This window comes from Methylobacterium fujisawaense (assembly GCF_039619325.1).
Classification (GTDB): domain Bacteria; phylum Pseudomonadota; class Alphaproteobacteria; order Rhizobiales; family Beijerinckiaceae; genus Methylobacterium; species Methylobacterium fujisawaense.
In genome coordinates, this window is sequence record NZ_CP155007.1 from 1 (window position 1) to 17,116 (window position 17,116).

General features: G+C 67.3%; 16 protein-coding genes and 4 pseudogenes. 3 read left to right on the plus strand and 17 right to left on the minus strand.

Annotated features, from left to right (window positions below):
• Positions 1–114 precede the first annotated feature (114 nt).
• The 5 genes from ABC766_RS33190 to ABC766_RS33210 all read right to left on the minus strand — a co-directional run bounded on the left by ABC766_RS33190 (position 115) and on the right by ABC766_RS33210 (position 2,781).
• Entirely contained in the window at positions 115–288 is a 174-nt protein-coding gene (locus ABC766_RS33190) for a hypothetical protein (protein WP_345823005.1), read from the minus strand.
• A 38-nt stretch (positions 289–326) separates the two neighbouring features.
• The gene (locus ABC766_RS33195) at positions 327–551 is read right to left on the minus strand and encodes a hypothetical protein (RefSeq protein WP_009867068.1); all 225 of its coding nucleotides are present in this window, start codon (positions 549–551) and stop codon (positions 327–329) included.
• 4 nt (positions 552–555) lie between these two features.
• Positions 556–1,806, minus strand: coding sequence for an MFS transporter (locus tag ABC766_RS33200; protein WP_345823006.1), 1,251 nt, complete (start codon positions 1,804–1,806; stop codon positions 556–558).
• A gap of 19 nt (positions 1,807–1,825) precedes the next feature.
• Positions 1,826–2,236 carry a MerR family DNA-binding protein gene (locus tag ABC766_RS33205; protein WP_009867449.1) on the minus strand — a complete coding sequence of 137 codons (411 nt, stop codon included), beginning with the start codon at positions 2,234–2,236 and terminating at the stop codon, positions 1,826–1,828.
• A 131-nt stretch (positions 2,237–2,367) separates the two neighbouring features.
• Positions 2,368–2,781 (minus strand): helix-turn-helix domain-containing protein, encoded by a 414-nt coding sequence (locus ABC766_RS33210; protein WP_345823017.1) that lies wholly within the window; start codon positions 2,779–2,781, stop codon positions 2,368–2,370.
• 62 nt (positions 2,782–2,843) lie between these two features.
• Between ABC766_RS33210 and ABC766_RS33215 the strand changes: the two genes are divergently transcribed.
• Positions 2,844–3,599, plus strand: a complete 756-nt coding sequence (locus ABC766_RS33215) for a cation transporter (RefSeq protein WP_345823007.1) — start codon at positions 2,844–2,846, stop codon at positions 3,597–3,599.
• Here ABC766_RS33215 and ABC766_RS33220 read toward each other — a convergent pair.
• The 11 genes and pseudogenes from ABC766_RS33220 to ABC766_RS33270 form a co-directional block, all read right to left on the minus strand.
• A pseudogene (locus tag ABC766_RS33220) lies at positions 3,520–4,739 on the minus strand (MFS transporter). The gene ABC766_RS33215 and the pseudogene ABC766_RS33220 overlap by 80 nt on opposite strands.
• 151 nt (positions 4,740–4,890) lie before the next feature.
• Positions 4,891–5,154 carry a hypothetical protein gene (locus ABC766_RS33225; protein ID WP_009867443.1) on the minus strand — a complete coding sequence of 88 codons (264 nt, stop codon included), beginning with the start codon at positions 5,152–5,154 and terminating at the stop codon, positions 4,891–4,893.
• Between the two features lie 47 nt (positions 5,155–5,201).
• Complete coding sequence (locus ABC766_RS33230; RefSeq protein WP_009867442.1) at positions 5,202–5,636, minus strand: DUF411 domain-containing protein; 435 nt, start codon at positions 5,634–5,636, stop codon at positions 5,202–5,204.
• A gap of 25 nt (positions 5,637–5,661) precedes the next feature.
• Positions 5,662–6,039, minus strand: coding sequence for a copper-binding protein (locus ABC766_RS33235; RefSeq protein ID WP_009867441.1), 378 nt, complete (start codon positions 6,037–6,039; stop codon positions 5,662–5,664).
• Positions 6,040–7,102: 1,063 nt separating this feature from the next.
• Entirely contained in the window at positions 7,103–8,098 is a 996-nt protein-coding gene (locus tag ABC766_RS33240; RefSeq protein WP_192284808.1) for an NAD(P)/FAD-dependent oxidoreductase, read from the minus strand.
• Between the two features lie 72 nt (positions 8,099–8,170).
• Entirely contained in the window at positions 8,171–11,365 is a 3,195-nt protein-coding gene (locus ABC766_RS33245) for an efflux RND transporter permease subunit (protein WP_192284803.1), read from the minus strand.
• Positions 11,362–12,870 carry an efflux RND transporter periplasmic adaptor subunit gene (locus tag ABC766_RS33250; RefSeq protein ID WP_192284804.1) on the minus strand — a complete coding sequence of 503 codons (1,509 nt, stop codon included), beginning with the start codon at positions 12,868–12,870 and terminating at the stop codon, positions 11,362–11,364. The genes ABC766_RS33245 and ABC766_RS33250 overlap by 4 nt, the downstream gene beginning before the upstream one ends.
• Positions 12,870–13,439, minus strand: coding sequence for a FixH family protein (locus ABC766_RS33255; protein WP_192284805.1), 570 nt, complete (start codon positions 13,437–13,439; stop codon positions 12,870–12,872). Before ABC766_RS33255 ends, ABC766_RS33250 begins: the two co-directional genes overlap by 1 nt.
• A complete protein-coding gene (locus ABC766_RS33260; protein ID WP_345823008.1) occupies positions 13,436–13,813 on the minus strand; it encodes a FixH family protein in 378 nt (125 codons plus the stop codon). Before ABC766_RS33260 ends, ABC766_RS33255 begins: the two co-directional genes overlap by 4 nt.
• Before the next feature lie 92 nt (positions 13,814–13,905).
• The gene (locus ABC766_RS33265) at positions 13,906–14,268 is read right to left on the minus strand and encodes a hypothetical protein (RefSeq protein WP_192284810.1); all 363 of its coding nucleotides are present in this window, start codon (positions 14,266–14,268) and stop codon (positions 13,906–13,908) included.
• Positions 14,269–14,791: 523 nt separating this feature from the next.
• Positions 14,792–14,989, minus strand: a pseudogene (locus ABC766_RS33270) (integrase core domain-containing protein); the annotation flags it as partial.
• Between ABC766_RS33270 and ABC766_RS33275 the strand changes: the two are divergent.
• A pseudogene (locus ABC766_RS33275) lies at positions 14,987–15,688 on the plus strand (AAA family ATPase); the annotation flags it as partial. The pseudogenes ABC766_RS33270 and ABC766_RS33275 overlap by 3 nt on opposite strands.
• Positions 15,689–15,696: 8 nt before the next feature.
• A pseudogene (locus ABC766_RS33280) lies at positions 15,697–16,283 on the plus strand (recombinase family protein).
• 5 nt (positions 16,284–16,288) lie between these two features.
• Here ABC766_RS33280 and ABC766_RS33285 read toward each other — a convergent pair.
• Positions 16,289–17,094, minus strand: a protein-coding gene (locus ABC766_RS33285) for an IS5 family transposase (RefSeq protein ID WP_345823009.1) whose coding sequence is annotated in 2 segments (ribosomal slippage) — positions 16,289–16,764 and positions 16,764–17,094 — 807 coding nt in all. Because the reading frame shifts where the segments join, the coding sequence is not laid out codon by codon here.
• Positions 17,095–17,116 lie beyond the last annotated feature (22 nt).

A 17,116-nucleotide genomic window follows, 5' to 3' on the forward strand; every position in this document is an offset into this window, starting at 1 on the left:
CGCAGCTAAGCTGAAACAGCGCAGCAGGGGCGTCCCGTGAAAACGCTCACGTCTGGTAGCGCCCTGAAGTTGAGCCTTGGCCCCGGTGACTTCCCAGGGCCAAGGCTCAACATGTCACGAGCGGCGCTTGCTCATCTTCATGTCCATGCCATCGCAGCAGCACTTGCCCTTCTTCATGGACATGCTCGTCTTCATGCACATGCCCTTCTTCCCGCAGCAGCTTGCAGCCATCGCTGGCGACGCGGCCATGACCACAAGCGCAGCAGTGGCGACCAGAAGCTTCTTCACGGTGTTCTCCATCAGTGAGGTGAGGGTGAAGCGCAGCGTCAGTGCTGGCGCTTCTTGTGCGGCCCAGATCGGACGCAAGGCTTGGTCGAGGATTTCGGCGAGAACTCCTCGGCGATGATCAGGTAGCCCTCGTCCAGGCAGGACAGCCCGTCATGCGGATGTGCGCCAGCCTCTCCAGCGAGGCATTCCAGGGCACGTAGTACGTGATCAGCCGCCTCGAACTCGCGCTCACGCCACGCCTTCTTGAGTACCGTAAGGAGCATGGCCTCAAGGGACCTGCGCGCCGGAGCGTGGGGCATGGCTCCCTCCCGATTGGCTGGCGATGGCCGGTCGCTCGGCGCGGAACAAGCTGATCGCCAGGAGGGCAAGCGCGAACTCGACCACGGCGAACAGGGTCAGCGCAGTGCCGATGCCGACGTGAAGCACCTCACCGAATACGAGACTGCCGAGCCCGAAGCCGAGGAACAGCGTGAACACGTTGAGGCCCATAGCCTGCCCCGGCCGGGGGCCACCGAGCGTGGTAACGATGCCCGCGAACAGCGGCTGCGTCGTGTCATATCCAAGCGAGAGCACCGTCACGGCTATGGCCGCCACGATAAGTGGCGTGTCAGGGATCAAGGCCGCAGCCCCGATGGCACCGAGGGCGAGACCGAGCGGCAGGAGCGGACCACGACCATGTCGATCGGCCATTCGGCCGATCATAGGACCGAACAGGAAACCTGGGATGCCATAGCCAAGCAGGGCCAGCCCGACACCAACCGGACCGAGGCTGTAACGCTGCTCGAAGTAGAGCCCGAGCCACGTGAACACCCCGGAGTGAAACATCGAGTTCGCCAGTACGAAGCTGTAGGTACGTGCGCCGCGCGGCGTCCGGAGTAGGCTTCCGTAGCCTTGAAGTAGCGCACCGAGACCTCCTCCAGCCGCTGGTGCGGCACCGACGAGGAGGTGGCGGCGGGGGATCAGGACGAGGAGGACGGCGAGCCCGGCGAGCCCCACGGCCAGGAAGAGGCCGCGCCAGCCGACGTAGGGCTCAAGCACGGCTCCAAAGGTTGAGCCGAAGGCCATGCCGCCCGCCATCGCCCCGAACAACCAACCGAGAGGTCGGCCGCGACGCTCGTAGGGGAACAGCTTGCCGACGAGAGTGAGGGCCAACGGCACCACGCCAGCGGCCCCCAGGCCGGTCACCACGCGCCAGAGCGCGAGTTCTTCCACCGAATGCGCCGTAGCTGTCAGAGCCGTGAGGATCGCGAAGGCCAGGAGCGAACCGGCCATGATGCGCGCGAGCCCATAGCGGTCCGCCAGAAGGCCGTAGATCAGCGTGGCGACTCCGTAGGGGACGAGGTACGCCGGTACGATCAGCCCGGCATCCTGGGGCGATACCTCGAATGCTCTGGCCAGCGTTGGAATGATCGGGGCGACCATGAACGCCTGGAAGAAGATCACGAAGGTGGCCGCCGCGAGCACCCGGATTAGGCGTTCCCGTTCGATGTCCTGCTGGGTCTGCGGTGTGGCGGCCATCATCACCTCTGCCGAAAATTCATCGGGCCCCGTCCTCAAGCGCGGCCATGATCGTGCAGTCCGTCAGCCCACCTTTGCCGGGGCAAACCGACACCACGGTTTCCAGGGCAGCGCGGACGCGCTGGAGGTCAGCGATCTTCCGATCCACCTCCTCGATCTTCTGCGCTGCCTGACGGCGCACGTCAGCGCAGTCAGCAGTCGGATCGGCGCGCAGGGACAGAAGCTCCTGCACTTCGCGTAGCGAAAAGCCGATCTGCTGCGCCTGACGGATGAAGCGGATGCGCGCGACCATTTCGGTCGGGTAGACGCGGTAGCCTTCACCTTTTGGCGGCTGCTCGATCAGACCTCTGCGCTCGTAGAAGCGGATCGTCTCGACGCTCACGCCTGCTTTAGCGGCGGCCCTTCCGATGGTCAGGTGCTGCATGGTCATCCTCGAACCTCCGTAACCTCCGTACCATGGTACGGAGTCAACAGGGTCGGTGAGGAAAGACAGCAGCGCTCCTAAAGCGTCACGGGTGTACCCTGAGGCGGCATGGGTGGCCCGGTCGGAAAGCCGATCAACTACTGGGGCAAGCTTCGATCCGCGTCAGCGAGTACCTCGATCACTCGGCATTCGGCGACCCGACCAAGCCCGCAGGCGTCGAACGAGTGTTGCAACTCTTGGCGCAGCGAAACGAGTTGGGCGATCCGTTGGTCGATATCTCTGACGTGACGACGGACGATGGTGTCCACCTCAGCGCAAGGCCGGTCGGGCTGCTCGCTTAGCGCCAGCAACTCGCGCACCGCGGTCAGGTCGAAACCCAACTCGCGAGCGTGACGGATGAAGTTCAACCGTGCCACTTCGGACACGCCGTAACGGCGCTGCCGCCCCTCGGTTCGGGCCGGGACCGCGAGCAGACCCACCTCCTCGTAGTAGCGGATGGTCGGCACCTTCACCCTGGTGCGCCGCGCCAGTTCCCCGATCGAAATACCGATCATACCCCTTGAACCTCCAGTGACTGGAGATCGTACATGTAGGGCGGAAAGAGATGGCCCCGATGACCGATACCTGCTGCCAGAGTTCAAACTCAACCTGCTGCGCCCCTCCTGCGCTTGTGCTCCCGGAGCAGTCCCCGCAAACCCCGGCGAGTGCAGGATGTAGCCGTGCGACGACAGACACTTGCGGCTGCTCCGGCGGCGTGCCGGTCTTCGACGGGATGAACCCGCGCTACAAGCGAGTGCTCTGGACCGTGATCGCGCTCAACGCGACCATGTTCGTGGTCGAGATGGTCATGGGCCATCTCGCTGGATCGCAGGCGCTCCAAGCCGACGCCCTCGACTTCCTGGGTGATACCGTCACCTACGGGTTGAGCCTCGCGGTGATCGGCGCGAGCCTGCGGGCGCGGACCACGGCGGCCATGTTCAAGGGCCTGTCGCTCTCCCTGATGGCAGCGTGGGTGCTCGGCTCGACGGTCTACCAGACCCTGATCCTCGGCGTGCCAAAGGCCGAGTTGATGGGCGGCATCGGCCTCCTGGCCTTGGCGATCAACCTGACCAGCGTCCTCCTGCTGCTGCGCTACAAGGACGGTGACGCCAACGTGCGCTCGGTCTGGCTGTGCTCGCCCAACGACGCGATCGGCAACGTGGTCGTGATGGTGGCGGCGCTCGGCGTGTGGGGCACCTCGACCGCATGGCCAGATCTGGCGGTCGCCGGGATCATGGCCGCGATCTTCTTCACCTCCTCGGCGCAGATCCTACGCCAAGCCTGGGCGGAATATCGCGAGAGCCACACCCTCCCGGCTCCGGCCGAGTAGTTGACGAAGCGACGGACCACAGGGCGGCGACGAGTAGAAGTGCAAGGATCGCCAAGGCCAGGAGGAGCGCGAAGGTCGTGGAGGCGTCAGCCGCCGCCAACAGGAAGGCCGCGGCGGGCGGCGAGACCGCCTGCGCGAGCAGACCCGGCGCTGCGAGCTTGCCGACGAGCCGGGCGTACCGCTCGGGACCGAACAGAACGAGCGGCACCGCCCCGCGGGCGATCGAGTAGATGCCGTTCCCGGCGCCTTAGAGCACCAAGGCGAACGCCATGCCCGAGATCCCGGACCAGAGCATCGTGATCCCGGTCACGATCAGGATCATCGCCGCCGTCAGGGTCCAGAGCGGGTGATACCGACCGCCTCCGGCCATCTCGATCACGCGCGCGGCCACCTGGGACGGGCCGATCAGCGCCCCGAGCGCTACGGCGTTCGCGAGGGTGATCCCGCGATCCTGCAATAGGGTGAGGAGGTGTACCGACACGATCGCCGTCGTCGCGCCCGCCGCGATCTGGACGGTGGCGAGGACGAGAAACGCGAGCCGTTCCCGGCCATGAACATCAGCAGGCGGCGCATCGACGGTCGGGTCTGTCCGGCGCGCAGGAACAGGCGGGAGGAGCCCGAGGAGAAGTGGTAGGGCGACGACAACGTCGATCGCGGCGAGACCGGCGCAGGCTTCCCGCCAGCCGAGGTGCCCGCTCAGGTACGCGGTGACCGGCCAGGACAAGGTTGAGGCGAACCCGCCGAACAGGGTCACCGTGGTGATCGTCGGCCGAGCCGCACTCCCGAAATACCGGCCGAGCGTCGCAAAGGCGGCATCGTAGAGCCCGGCCCCATCCCGAGCCCGAGCATCACCCACGCTGCGACGTAGATGGCGAGGTTGGGCGCGGAGGCGAGTACGAGCAGTCCGAGGGCGAGCACGACGACCGATACCGCCAGGACTGGGCGCCCGCCGTAACAGTCGATGAGCTTGCCGACTTGCGGGGAGATGGCACCCGCCACGAGGAGCCCCACCGTCTGCCCACCGACCACCCACGGCAGCGGCCAGCCAGTGTCGGCGCTGATCGGCGCCGCCAGCACGGCCAGGAGGTAGTAGGAGGACCCCCAGGCCAGGATCTGGGTGATCCCGACGACGCTCGTGATGATCCGGCGATGGTTGCCCGGACCGGACTTCACGGAACGCTGCGGGAAGCTTAGCCGCGATCGGAGCTCGCCCGCCGATGGCCCGGTCATCACCGCGGGAAGTCCGGACTACGCGCAGCCCTCGCGGTCAGCGGGTCAGCGCGTCTCCGGCTCAGCCGCGCTTGTCCGGGTTCTGCTGGCCGGACCCGCCCTGGTTCTGCCGGTCCATCATGGTCTGCATCATCTTGTTGCAGTTCCCCATCATCTTCGACATCTCCTGCATCATCGGCATCATGCCATCACCCTGCATCATGCCGCCCATCGTCCCTTTATCCGAGGGTGCGGGGTTCGTGGCGGGTTCGGCCGAGGCAGCGGCGATGCCGGCAAACAGAGCAATGCCGAGAGCAGCGGGTGCGAACTTCGAGATCTTGGACATGAGGTTCTCCTGTTGTCCGTGCGTTTCGACGTAATCCTGCCTTCGCGCTACTCGCGCGCAAAGACCTTCGGGGCGCCGTCGCCGATCTCATAGACCGTGAACGGCTCCGTCTTCTCTCCGTTCATGCCAGGCGAACCCGCCGGCATGCCCGGCAGCGATATGCCCCTGATGGCGGGCCGCTCGGCCAGCAGCCGCTTGACCGCGGCGACCGGCACGTGTCCCTCGACGACGTAGCCGTCGATGAGCAGCGTATGGCAGCCCTGGAGCGGCTCGGGCACGCCGTGCTCGCGTTTGAGTTCCGCAAGCGCGGGAGTCTGTTCGACGGTGACCGCAATCCCGCTGCGCTGGAGTACCTTGGCGTAGGCATCGCAGCACAGGCACTCCGGGTTCTTGTAGAGAATGGCAGTCTGGGCGCCTTGCGCCGCGGCCACGGATGGCGTGGACACCGCAAGAAGAACGCCGAGGAGCGTACGGCGGTGCATCAGGCTGGCCTCCGGTCTGTTTGCGCTACTGCGCCGGGGCGATCGACTGAACAGTGTAGGAGCCTTTGCTGCCGCTCAGCGTGAACTTGACCTTCTCGCCCGGCTTGACCTTCGAGAGATCGACCGATTGGGCCGCCGGGAATTCCATGTGCATGGCCGGCCAGTTGATCGCCGGGATCGGCTCGTGGTCGAAGGTCACCTTGTGCTGGCTCGCGTTCACGGCCGCGACGGTGCCAGTGGCACTGGCCGTCTGCTGCTTTGCGCCCTCCGCGCCAGCCTTGCCGCTCATGCCTGGCATGTCGTCCATCGGCGCGGCCTGCGCCTGAACGCCTCCCGCGAGCAGCAGCGCGGCGACGATCGCAGCGAGCGCACCCTTTCGATTCGACCGACCAAGCTCGGACATCGGTGTTCCTTCTTTCTGGTCCGGCTGGCCGGAACGCATTGGGCGCCGCCGTGCCGAGAGCCTGGACGCTCCTTGGAGGTGAGAGCACGCGCGTTGAGGCCCCTTCCCATCAAACTTCGGGCCCGGCGCGAGAAAGGTTACAAGCCGCCGTCGGCTGCAACAGCATGCAAACCCTAGCGGCGGCACCGACGTCGCCTTACGGCTTCCCGGCTCGGCCGGACCGGGAAATATGTTCGGAGCGGGCGGGTGCCCCTTCGACTGAGCCGGTCATCAGGACGCCATCGGTCGGTTCCGATGTCCGGGACAGGCTCCGGTTCGCGCCCGGGAGAAAACGGCCCGGGACGTTGTCCATCCAACCCGCGGAGGCGTAGCTCGCCGCAGTCGAAGTGATGAAAACTCCGAGGAGCAGGGCAGAAAATCTGGGTTTCATGGCAAGGTCTTTCTTGAATGTGCTGGGCGCTTGGTGCGTCGAGTATAAATTCGGGGTGGCCTGGCAAACGGTTACAGTGAGAATGCTTTTCGGAGAGAGCGGCAGGGCGGCTAAGCAGATCGGATGGGGCTGACGCTGGTGGCCGACGCGGAGGGCCTCTCGACGGGAGCATGCATGGGCGGCGGGGCGTGCGCGGGAACCGGCGTTCGCCCCGCGCCGATGTCCTCAACCGCTTTTCCGCGGGGGCTGCCGGTCCCCCCGGACCCGGTGATCCGGGGCCGAGTAGCAGCCACAGACCGCCCAGGAAGCCGACCACGTGGCGCCGACCCCGACCGCCCCAACCGGAGGCGCGGTTCCAGGACCACGATGGTCATGGCCGTGGCCATGCGCACCAGCCCGAACCCGCCGCGACGGCCGCGAGCCAAGGGCACGAGGCCGAGAATGGTACCGAGCCCGATCAGGAGGACCAGCGCATGGGTAGCAAGGCCGGCCACCTGGAAAGCGTTCGGCATGCGAGAACAAGCTCCGGGGTCGAGAGCGAGCGCTGACCAAATGGTCCGCCGCGGCGGGGTCGCGGACGCCGAGGGATTTCGCGTCCGGCCGGTCGCATCGCAACGTCGCCGGTGCTGGGGCTCAGTGCCTTCTTGCGTCGGGCCGCGAACAGCAGGTGCACAGGTCCTGGGGTGAAAACGAGAGGGTGTCGTCCGGAGCTCCCCTCGGCGACGGCACCCCGCGCAGGCGGTTGTGGATCGCCGTCGCGGCGATGGCGGCCTGGCCCATCGCGACGCTGATCTGGTCGAGGCTGCGCACCACGTCGCCGGCGGCGAACAGGCCGTCGGTCGAACTGCGCTGGTGCTCATCCGTGACCACGCAGCCCTTGTCATCCAGACGGGTGCCCAGACCGCGCACAAGGTCGGACCGGGCGTCGCTGCCCAGTGCCGCGTAGAGCACGTCGAACGACCGACACGCCCCGCCGAGCATGTCGAGCGCACGGACCTGATCCCCCTCGACGACCACGCGCCTGACCGGCTCCTCGACGATCGCGATCTCGGCCTGTGCCGCTTGCCGACCCTCCTCCTCCGTCAGCACCAGGGACCGACCCAGCGACAGCAGGGTGATGTCGGCGGTGTAGGTCCGCAGAAACAGCGCCTCGTGCAGCCCGCTGCTGCCGTGCCCGATCACCGCGACCCGCTTGCCCAACGCCTCGTAGCCGTCGCAGATCCCGCAATGGCGCACCAGCCCGCGCCGGATCACGTCCGGCACGTCGGGCAGGTCCGGCTCGCGGTCGACAACCCCGGTCGCCAGCAGGATGGTCCGGGCCGGGATCGGCTCCCCGTCCAGCGTGGCCAGGAAGACGCCATCCGGCCGGCGCTCCAGGCGCGTGACGGACCCCGGGACGATATGGGCACCGTACTTGCGCGCCTGCTCCGTCATCCGGCTCAGAAGCGCCTTGCCGTGAATGCCCTCAGGAAAGCCCGCGTGATTATGCGAGGTCGGGATCAGGGCGGCGCGGCTTGCCCCGGCATCGACCACCTGAAAGCGCCGGCGGAACCGGGCCAGATAGATCGCGGCCGTCAGGCCTGCCGGTCCCCCGCCGATGACGAGGCAATCCAAGACGTTTTCCGGCATGGTTCCGGCTTTCTCTCGTCGTGTGTGATGAAGGCTTTTCCCGCTGGACGGGGCGGCGACGCCGCCCCACACTCACTCGGCGGGATTGACCAGGCGCGGCTGCACGCGAACCAGAGCCTTGCCGGGCTTCGGAGCGCCGGAACTCGGAGGGCTTCGGTGCGGAAGCCCGCGCGCCTTGACCAGGCCGTAGATGGCCGGGATCACCACGAGCGTCAGCACGGTCGAGGAGACCATGCCGCCGATCATCGGCACCGCGATGCGCTGCATCACCTCGGAGCCCGCGCCGGTGCTCCACAGGATCGGGACCAGGCCGGCCATGATGGCGACCACGGTCATCATCTTCGGCCGCACGCGCTCGACCGCCCCGACCATGATCGCCCGGTACAGGTCCGCCCGCGTCGCCTCCCGGCCCGCGGAGGCGACCTCAGCCCGCTGCTCGTCCCAGGCGTGATCGAGATAGATCAGCATGATCACCCCGGTCTCGGCGGCGACGCCGGCCAGCGCGATGAAGCCGACCGCCACGGCGACCGACATGTTGAAGCCCATCCACCACATCAGCCAGACCCCGCCGACCAGCGAGAACGGCAGCGAGAGCATGACGATGAACGTCTCGGTGAGCCGGCGGAAGTTCAGGTAGAGCAGCAGGAAGATGATCAGCAGGGTGACCGGCACCACGATCTTCAGCCGCGCCTCGGCCCGCTCCAGGTACTCGAACTGCCCGCTCCATTGGATGCTCATGCCCTGCGGCAGCTGGACCTCCTTGTCGACCGCCGCACGCGCCTCGGCCACGTAGCCACCGAGATCGCGGCCGGTCAGGTCGACGAAGATGTAGACCGCGAGCTGGCCGTTCTCGGTCCGGATCGAGGTCGGGCCGCGGGTGAGCTGCACTTTGGCCACCTCGCCGAGCGGCACGGTTCCACCGCCTGGCAGCGGCACTTGCACCTCCCGTGCGATAGATTGCGGATCCGAGCGGAAGGCGCGCGGGTAGCGGACGTTGACGGTGTAGCGCTCGCGACCCTCGACCGTGTTGGTCACGGCCTGCCCGCCAAGCGCCGTGGCGATGACGTCCTGCACGTCCCCGACCATCAGGCCGTAGCGCCCGAGCGCCTCGCGGTTCGGCGTGATGTCGAGGAAGTAGCCGCCGATAACCCGCTCCGCGTAGGCGCTCGATGTGCCCGGAACCGCCCGGACCACCGCCTCGACCTGGCGGGCAATCTTCTCCATCTCGGTGAGGTCCGTACCGTACACCTTGATGCCGACGGGTGTGCGGATGCCGGTCGAGAGCATGTCGATGCGAGCGCGGATCGGCTGCGTCCAGGCATTCGAGACGCCGGGAAACTGTAGGGCCTTGTCCATCTCGGCCTTGAGGCTCGCGAGCGTCATGCCGGGACGCCATTCAGTCTGCGGCTTCAACCGAATGATCGTCTCGAACATCTCCATCGGCGCCGGGTCGGTCGCGGTACTTGCGCGTCCGGCCTTGCCGTAGACCGACGCGACCTCCGGGAAGGACTTGATGATCCGGTCCTGAGTGGCGAGGAGCTCGCCGGCCTGGGTCACCGAGATGCCCGGCAGGGTCGTGGGCATGTACATCAGCGTGCCCTCGTTGAGGTCCGGCATAAACTCCGATCCAAGCTGGCGTGCCGGCCAGATCGTCAAGCCGAGCACCACCACGGCCAACACGATGGTCAGGACCTTCGCCCGCAGCACGCCCTCGATCACCGGGCGATAGACCCAGATCAGGAGGCGGTTGAGCGGATTGCGATGCTCGGGGACGATGCGTCCGCGCACGAACAGCGCCATCAAGGCGGGCACCAGCGTCACCGACAGCAGTGCCGCGGCTGCCATGGAGAAGGTCTTGGTGAAGGCGAGCGGCCCGAACAGCCGGCCCTCCTGGTTCTCCAGCGTGAAGATCGGCAGGAACGAGACCGTGATCACGAGCAAGCTGAAGAACAGCGACGGGCCGACCTCCGCTGCGGCCTCCACCAGGATCTCGACCCTGGGCTTACCCGGCGGCGCCCGCTCCAGGTGCTTGTGCGCATTCTCGATCATCACGATGGCGGCGTCGATCATGGCGCCGACCGCGATGGCGATGCCGCCGAGCGACATGATGTTGGCGCCAATGCCGAGCAGCCGCATGGCGCCGAGCGCCATCAGGATCCCGACCGGTAGCATCAGGATGGCCACCAGCGCGCTGCGCAGGTGCAGCAGGAACACCACGCAGACGAGCGCCACGATGACGCTCTCCTCGACCAGGGTGTGCTTCAAGGTATCGATGGCCGCGTCGATGAGCTGCGAGCGGTCGTAGACCGGCACGATCTCGGTGCCCGAAGGCAGGCTCTTGGCGACCTCCGCGAGCTTCGCCTTCACACCCTCGATGACGTTGAGGGCATTCGCGCCGAAGCGCTGGAGGACGATGCCGCCCGCGACCTCGCCCTCGCCGTTCATCTCGGTGATGCCGCGCCGCTCGTCAGGCCCGAGTTCGACCCGGGCGACGTCGCGGATCCGCAAGGGGGTGCCGGCGTCGGTCTTCAGGACGATGTTCTCGATGTCGGCGACGCTCTTCAGGTAGCCGCGGCCACGCACCATGAACTCGAACTCGGAGAGCTCGACGGTGCGGCCGCCGACGTCGGCGTTGCTCGACCGGATCGCCTCCCGCAGCTTGTCGAGCGAGATGCCCTGCGCGCGCAGCCGGTTCGGGTCGACGATGACGTTGTACTGCTTGACGAAGCCGCCGACGCTCGCGATCTCGGACACACCCTCGGCGCGCGAGGCCCCGAAGCGCACGACCCAGTCCTGCAGCGAGCGCAATTCGGCGAGTGTCCGCTGCTTGGCCACGATGGCGTACTGGTAGACCCAGCCGACGCCGGTCGCGTCGGGTCCAAGCGTCGGCGTCACGCCGGACGGCAACTTGCTTCCCGCCGCGTTGAGGTATTCGAGCACGCGCGAGCGGGCCCAGTAGGGGTCGGTGCCGTCCTCGAAGATGACGTAGACGAACGAGACGCCGAAGAACGAGAAACCGCGCACCACCTTCGACTTCGGCACCGTCAGCATCGCGGTGGTCAGCGGATAGGTGACTTGGTCCTCCACCACCTGTGGTGCCTGACCCGGATACTCGGTGTAGACGATGGTCTGCACGTCCGAGAGATCGGGGATGGCGTCGAGCGGCAGGGTACGGACCGCGTAGAGGCCGGCCGCCACCGCAAACACGGTGCCAATCAGGACCAGGACGAGGTTGCGGGCCGACCAGCCGATGAGGCGGGCGATCATCGCGGCTTCTCCTCGCCCTGTGCCTGCGGAGCCGGCGGCGTTGGGGTCGCCATGCTCTGCAGGGCCGCCTTCAGATTGCTCTCGGCATCGATCAGGAAGTTGGCCGCGGTCACGACCTGCTCGCCCGCCTTCACGCCCTCGCGGATCTCGGTGTAGCCCTCGCCGCGGGCGCCAACCTTGACCTCACGCGGCTCGAAGCGGCCCTCGCCCTTGTCGATGAGCACGACCTGACGCGCGCCCGTGTCGATGATCGCGTCGTTCGGGACTGCGACGACGGGCTTCGTCGCGCCGGTCCCGATCTCGACGTCGGCGTACATGTCGGCCAGCAGCACGCCATCCGGGTTCGGTAGCTCGATCCGCACGCGCGTGGTGCGGGTCTGCGTATTCACCTGCGGGTAGATCAGCGCGACCTTGCCGGTGAACGTGCGTCCGGGCAGCGAGCGCACGTGCACGGCGACGGGCTGGCCGACCTTGACGCTGCCGAGGTCGTATTCGGGCACATCGGCCAAGACCCACATCACCGAGATGTCGCCGATCCGAAACAGGGTTTCTCCGGCCGCGGCCTTCATGCCCTCGATGGCTGTGCGTTGCAGGATCACCCCGTCGCGGGGGGATGACCAGGTGATGGCCATCGGCACCTTCCGGGTGCGTTCCATCTCGGCGATGACTTCGGCCGGGACGTTCAGGTTCTGCAGTCGTCGACGCGAGCCGTCGAAACCGGGGTTGGCGATGAGCTGGGCGGCGGCCGCGTTGATCTCGGGGGAGTAGACGTCCACGAGGGGTTGGCCCTTGTGGACCTGATCTCCGGTGGTGACGTTCTCGACGTGGTCTACGTAAGCGTCCGAGCGGGTGGCCACGATGGTGACGCGCCGCTCGTCCAACGTGACGGTGCCGGGCACCCGAACGGGTCGGCTGATGACGCGGCGCTCGACCGGCTCCGAGCGGACGCCGGTGCGCTGGACCTTGCCGGGCGAGATCTTGACGGTGTTGCCGTCCTCGGCCTCGCCCTCGTAGACGGGGATGTAGTCCATCCCCATCGAATCCTTCTTGGGCACCGGCGAGGTGTCCGGCAGGCCCATCGGATTGCGGTAGTAGAGAAGCTTCTTGTCCCCTGCCTGGGCCATGCCGGTCTGGCTGCCGCCGGCCGGCTCCGCCGGCTTGGGCTCGAAGTCCACATCCTCGCCGACGCGCACGGGCCGGTAGTCGCGGCCGTCGGGCGTTTTGGCCGGAGCCAGCGCGTAGAGCGCCTTGTCGGGATCGCGGTAGTAGAGGACGGGTGCGTCCGGTGCCGGACCCGCCTCGTCCCTGACGAGGAGCGTGGAGACCGGGGCCGGCAGCCAGGCCGGCAGGGACCAGCGGGCCTCGCCGGCCGCCAGGCCAAGCACGAGTGCGCCCACGAGCGCGGCTGGCACGGCCACGAGCCCGATGAACCAGGAGATGAGGCTTCGTCGGGTATCCCGGCGCCCGTGTGCCTCGCCGATCTCGAACCGTGTCATCTGGTCCATCACCGTACCGCCTTGAGCGCGAGCTTGGTCTGGACGGTGCCGATCTGGCCTTGCACCTTGGCGGCCAGCGAGAGCTGCCAGTCGCCCGCCATCGTGAGATCGGTCTTGAACCGATAGAGGCCGGGCTCGGTCGCGGGCTGCGGCTCCAGCTCCGTCGTCATGGTCGGCATACCCGCGGGCGCCATGTCGAGGCGGTGTGCGAACACAACCGCATCGGCGACCGATTTGCCCGTCGATTTGTTCACGAGGCGCACCGTCAGGACCGCCTCGCCCTGCTTCACTCGGGCCTCGGTCAGCTCGAAGGCATAGTCCTTGAGCGCGACCGGCGTGCCGGCGCTGGCGGGGGCAGCCCCCGAGGCCGGCAGCCAGCCGACGAGCGCGGCGGGCACGTGCGCGGTAATCGAGGTTGGGACCGCCCAGGTCCCACGCCCCAAGCCGTAACCGAGGCCGACGGCAGCCAGGAGCATCGTGGCAAACAGAGCGATGCCCACGATCCATCTTGCTCGACCGCCGCCGGGGGCGGTCTCGAACTCCTCGAAGTCGCGAAAGGGCGTGTTCTGATGCATCATGGCACTGCCTGCAGGACGAGCCTGCCTTGGACCGGGTCTGGAAGTCCGGGGATCTTGGCCGCGAGCGTGAGCGCCCAGCCGCCCTCCATCGAGAGGTCGGTTTCGAAACGGTAATAGCCAGGCAGCGCGTCGGCCTGGAGCTCCAACGGAGCGGTCATCGCGTTCATGCCGTCAGGCGACATGTCGATGCGGCTGATGAACAAGACCGCATCCGGAACCACTTTTCCGGTCCGCTCGTCGACGAGCCGGACCAGGATGGTTGTGCCGTAACCCTGCTTCACCTCGCGCTCGACGAGCTCGAAGGCGTAACGGCCCGAAGAGGCGCGGCTGAAGGGAGACGCGAGGGTCACGCCGGCGCCCATGAGAAGCAGCACCAGCGCGAGAGCACGCCACAATGGAAGGTGCCGGGGCACGAGAGTGGCCGCGGCGCGCGCTGCGGCCAGTGGAGGCATACGAGGTGAGGCGCTCAAAACTCAGGGCCACCCGCAGTGCCGCCGAGGTTCTGCTGAGCCGGCAGGCGCTCCGGGAACTGTGCGTTTCCGCGGGTGCTGCTGCGGAAGTCTCGTCCCTGCACGTCACGCAGGCCGCGCGTGCGGTTCAGGCTGCGTGCGAGGCTTCCCGTCGTCTCCGGATCCCGCAAGGCGGCCGTGGGATATGAGGGGTGGAGGCGCGGGCCGGTCCGCGTCTGCCAACTGGGCGCGGCCGAAGCCGTGCCGACGAAGGCCAGTGTTGCGAGAGCAATACCAACAAAAGGCTTCATGATCTTGTCCACCGTCCTGTGAGGGAGCGCCCTTGCCTCAGCGCCATTGCTCATGAGTTCGGAGGTCAAAATCTTTTCGTTACATTCGGATGTGCCGGATGCCCGGCGCCTTCCCGACAGCGCCGGGATCGAACAACGGCACGCCGATGCGTGGCCTTCTCGTATCGTCGTTCGAACTCGGCTCAGAATTGCTTCTCCTCACATCTCGCCAAGCCGACATAGAGCCGGACGATCAACGGCGACCGTGCCGCCATCGGAATGGCCGGCCTGGGGTGAGTTTGTGAGGGCTTGTTGCCGACGCTTACTTGACCCAGTCCAAACTGGAGTGGGCCCCTGACGGTGGGCACGATCAGGCGGCGGTTTTGACCGTCTGCCGGGCGTGTTGCTCCTCGAACTGCACGGGGCTCAGATAGCCCAGCGCGGAGTGCAGGCGGCGAGTGTTATACAACCCCTCAGCACAAGACCCATAGTCCCGACGCTGGCGACGACGGTGTCGTCGTCTACGGGTGGCATCCGTGTGTCCGTCGTCAGATGATTTGAGACGGTTCGGGACGCTCAGGAACAGAGGCTCTGGTCCATCTGGGTGGAGAGGTTAGGCGGCCTGCGCGTGATGGCGCAAGCGGCGATCGGCGAGGGTCTGACGCTTGATCCGTGCGCGCTCGCGCAAGATGTCCTCGCCGCGGCCGAAGTAGACGTCGGCAGGGGTGAGGTTGTCGAGGCTCTCGTGAGCCCGGAGATGGTTGTAGTGCTCGACGAAGGCGGTCACACGCGCCTCCAGTTCGCCGGGCATGGCCCGGCTGGCGTCGGGAAGACGCTGTCGGCCCGGCGTCATGCCCGATGGGATGCCGCCGAGCCCCTGTTGGCGGATTGGGGTCGGCCGGCGGATCGCCCCACCATCTACGCGGCGCTCGCTCGCGCCCGGACGGCCTTTTACACGCCCGCCGTCGGCGTGACCCTGCGCGAGCTGAAGCAGGACCTGCCCCGTCTGCTGGCCCGGACCGACCGGCTCATCGATGAGCACCCGCAGGGCGAGGATGCGCTGATCGCGCGCCGCCGCGTCGAACTGATGATCGTCGACGAGGCCGAGCGCCTGTCGATGCCGACGCTGGAGTATCTGCGCGATCTGTACGACCGGGAGGGCATCGGGGTCATCCTGATCGGCATGCCCGGGATCGAGCTACGGTTGTCGCGCTATCCGCAGCTGTTCAGCCGCGTCGGCTTCGCCCACGCCTATCGACCGTTGCGCAGCGAGGAGCTGACCTTCGTCCTGACCCGGCGTTGGCGTCAGCTCGGGCTCGACCTGGACGAAGCGGACTTCACCGACGCCCAGGCGGCCGCCGCCATCGTGCGGATCACGGGCGGCAACTTCCGCCTCGTGCACCGGCTGTTCGTGCAGATCGCCCGGATCATGCGCATCAACGAGCTGAACGCGGTCACCGAGGACGTGGTCGAGGCTGCCCGATCCGTCCTCGTCATCGGTGCCACATAGCGCTGATAATCAGTGCCAAACAGCGATCAAGGTCACAGTCCACCATCGACCAGAACCTCGACCTGCAGCGCGACGCGCTGACCAAGGCCGGGTGTGAGCGCCTGTTCGAGGAGAAGAAGTCCGGCAAGGCCGGAACCAAGCGGCCGGAGTTCGAGGCGGCACTTGCCTACCTGCGTCCCGAGGATGTCCTCGTAGTGTGGAAGCTCGATCGCCTCGGCCGCTCGCTCGTCGAGATGATGCGCACCATCGACGGCCTGCGGGTGAAGGACGTGCACTTCCGCTCGCTCACCGAGCAGTTCGACAGCGCCACCGCCCACGGCCGCTTCGCCCTGCAGATGCACGGGGCGATGGCCGAGTACTTCCTCGACCTCAACCGTGAGCGCACCATGGAGGGATTGAAGGCGGCGCTGGCCCGCGGCCCAAGGGCGGCCGGCCGAAGAAGCTCTCCGAGGCGGACATCGAGGCTGGCCGGGCGATGCTGGCGGCCGGCACGATCAGCGTGGCCGACATCGCCAAGCGCCTCGGGGTCAACCGGGACACCTTCTACACCTACTTTCCCCGCGCTCGCGCCAACAGCCGAGCGCGCCAGCCTTAGAGTGCCTAACAGAACCGTTTGATCTGGTTGAGGGTGATGAGGCTTGCAGCGAGGCTAGTGAAGGCCTCGTAGATGTCGGCGCGTCGCTCGTAACGGATAGGCAAGCGACGGAAGCGGTTGAACCAAGCGTGGGTCCGCTCCACCACCCAGCGGTGGCGCCCGAGCCTCGCACTGCTCTCGACGCCTCTGCGGGCGATGCGCGGCACGATCCCGCGGGCCCGGCATTCCTGGCGGCGCGCCCTGGCATCGTAGGCCTTGTCGGCGTGCAGCTTGTCGGGCCGCCGACGCGGCCGTCCGCGCCGACCGTTGCGCAGCGGCGGGATGGCATCGAGGGTCTGGGCCATCATCACGCTGTCGTGCCGGTTGGCCCCGCTCAGGCAGAGGCCGAGCGGGGTGCCGCGCGCATCCGTGACGAGGTGGCGCTTCGTGCCCGGCTTGCCCCGATCCGTCGGGTTCGGGCCGGTGTCAGGCCCCCTTTTTTGGCCGGGACGGAAGCACTGTCCAAGCTTGCCCGGCTCCAGTCGATCTCGCTGGCGGCGTGGAGACGTTCCAGCAGCACCTGATGCAGCCGCGCCCACACCCCCGCCTCCTGCCAGTCGCGCAGACGGCGCCAGCAACTCATCCCGCAGCCGCAACCCATCTCGGCGGGCAGCATCTCCCAAGGCAACCCTGAGCGCAGCACGAACAGGATCCCGGTCAGCGCCGCCCGGTTCTCGATCGGGCGGCGCCCGCCCTTCGGACGCGGCCGGGATGGCGGCAGGAGCGGGGCAATCGTGTCCCAGAGATCGTCAGGCAGAAGCGGGCGAGCCATACTGAACAACGCCTGCAAAGCC

Coding starts and splice junctions, on each gene's coding strand:
- ABC766_RS33195 (WP_009867068.1), bottom strand. CDS start 551: ATGCTCCTTACGGTACTCAAGAAGGCGTGGCGTGAGCGCGAGTTCGAG.
- ABC766_RS33200 (WP_345823006.1), bottom strand. CDS start 1,806: ATGGCCGCCACACCGCAGACCCAGCAGGACATCGAACGGGAACGCCTA.
- ABC766_RS33205 (WP_009867449.1), bottom strand. CDS start 2,236: ATGACCATGCAGCACCTGACCATCGGAAGGGCCGCCGCTAAAGCAGGC.
- ABC766_RS33215 (WP_345823007.1), top strand. CDS start 2,844: ATGACCGATACCTGCTGCCAGAGTTCAAACTCAACCTGCTGCGCCCCT.
- ABC766_RS33225 (WP_009867443.1), bottom strand. CDS start 5,154: ATGTCCAAGATCTCGAAGTTCGCACCCGCTGCTCTCGGCATTGCTCTG.
- ABC766_RS33230 (WP_009867442.1), bottom strand. CDS start 5,636: ATGCACCGCCGTACGCTCCTCGGCGTTCTTCTTGCGGTGTCCACGCCA.
- ABC766_RS33235 (WP_009867441.1), bottom strand. CDS start 6,039: ATGTCCGAGCTTGGTCGGTCGAATCGAAAGGGTGCGCTCGCTGCGATC.
- ABC766_RS33240 (WP_192284808.1), bottom strand. CDS start 8,098: ATGCCGGAAAACGTCTTGGATTGCCTCGTCATCGGCGGGGGACCGGCA.
- ABC766_RS33245 (WP_192284803.1), bottom strand. CDS start 11,365: ATGATCGCCCGCCTCATCGGCTGGTCGGCCCGCAACCTCGTCCTGGTC.
- ABC766_RS33250 (WP_192284804.1), bottom strand. CDS start 12,870: ATGGACCAGATGACACGGTTCGAGATCGGCGAGGCACACGGGCGCCGG.
- ABC766_RS33255 (WP_192284805.1), bottom strand. CDS start 13,439: ATGATGCATCAGAACACGCCCTTTCGCGACTTCGAGGAGTTCGAGACC.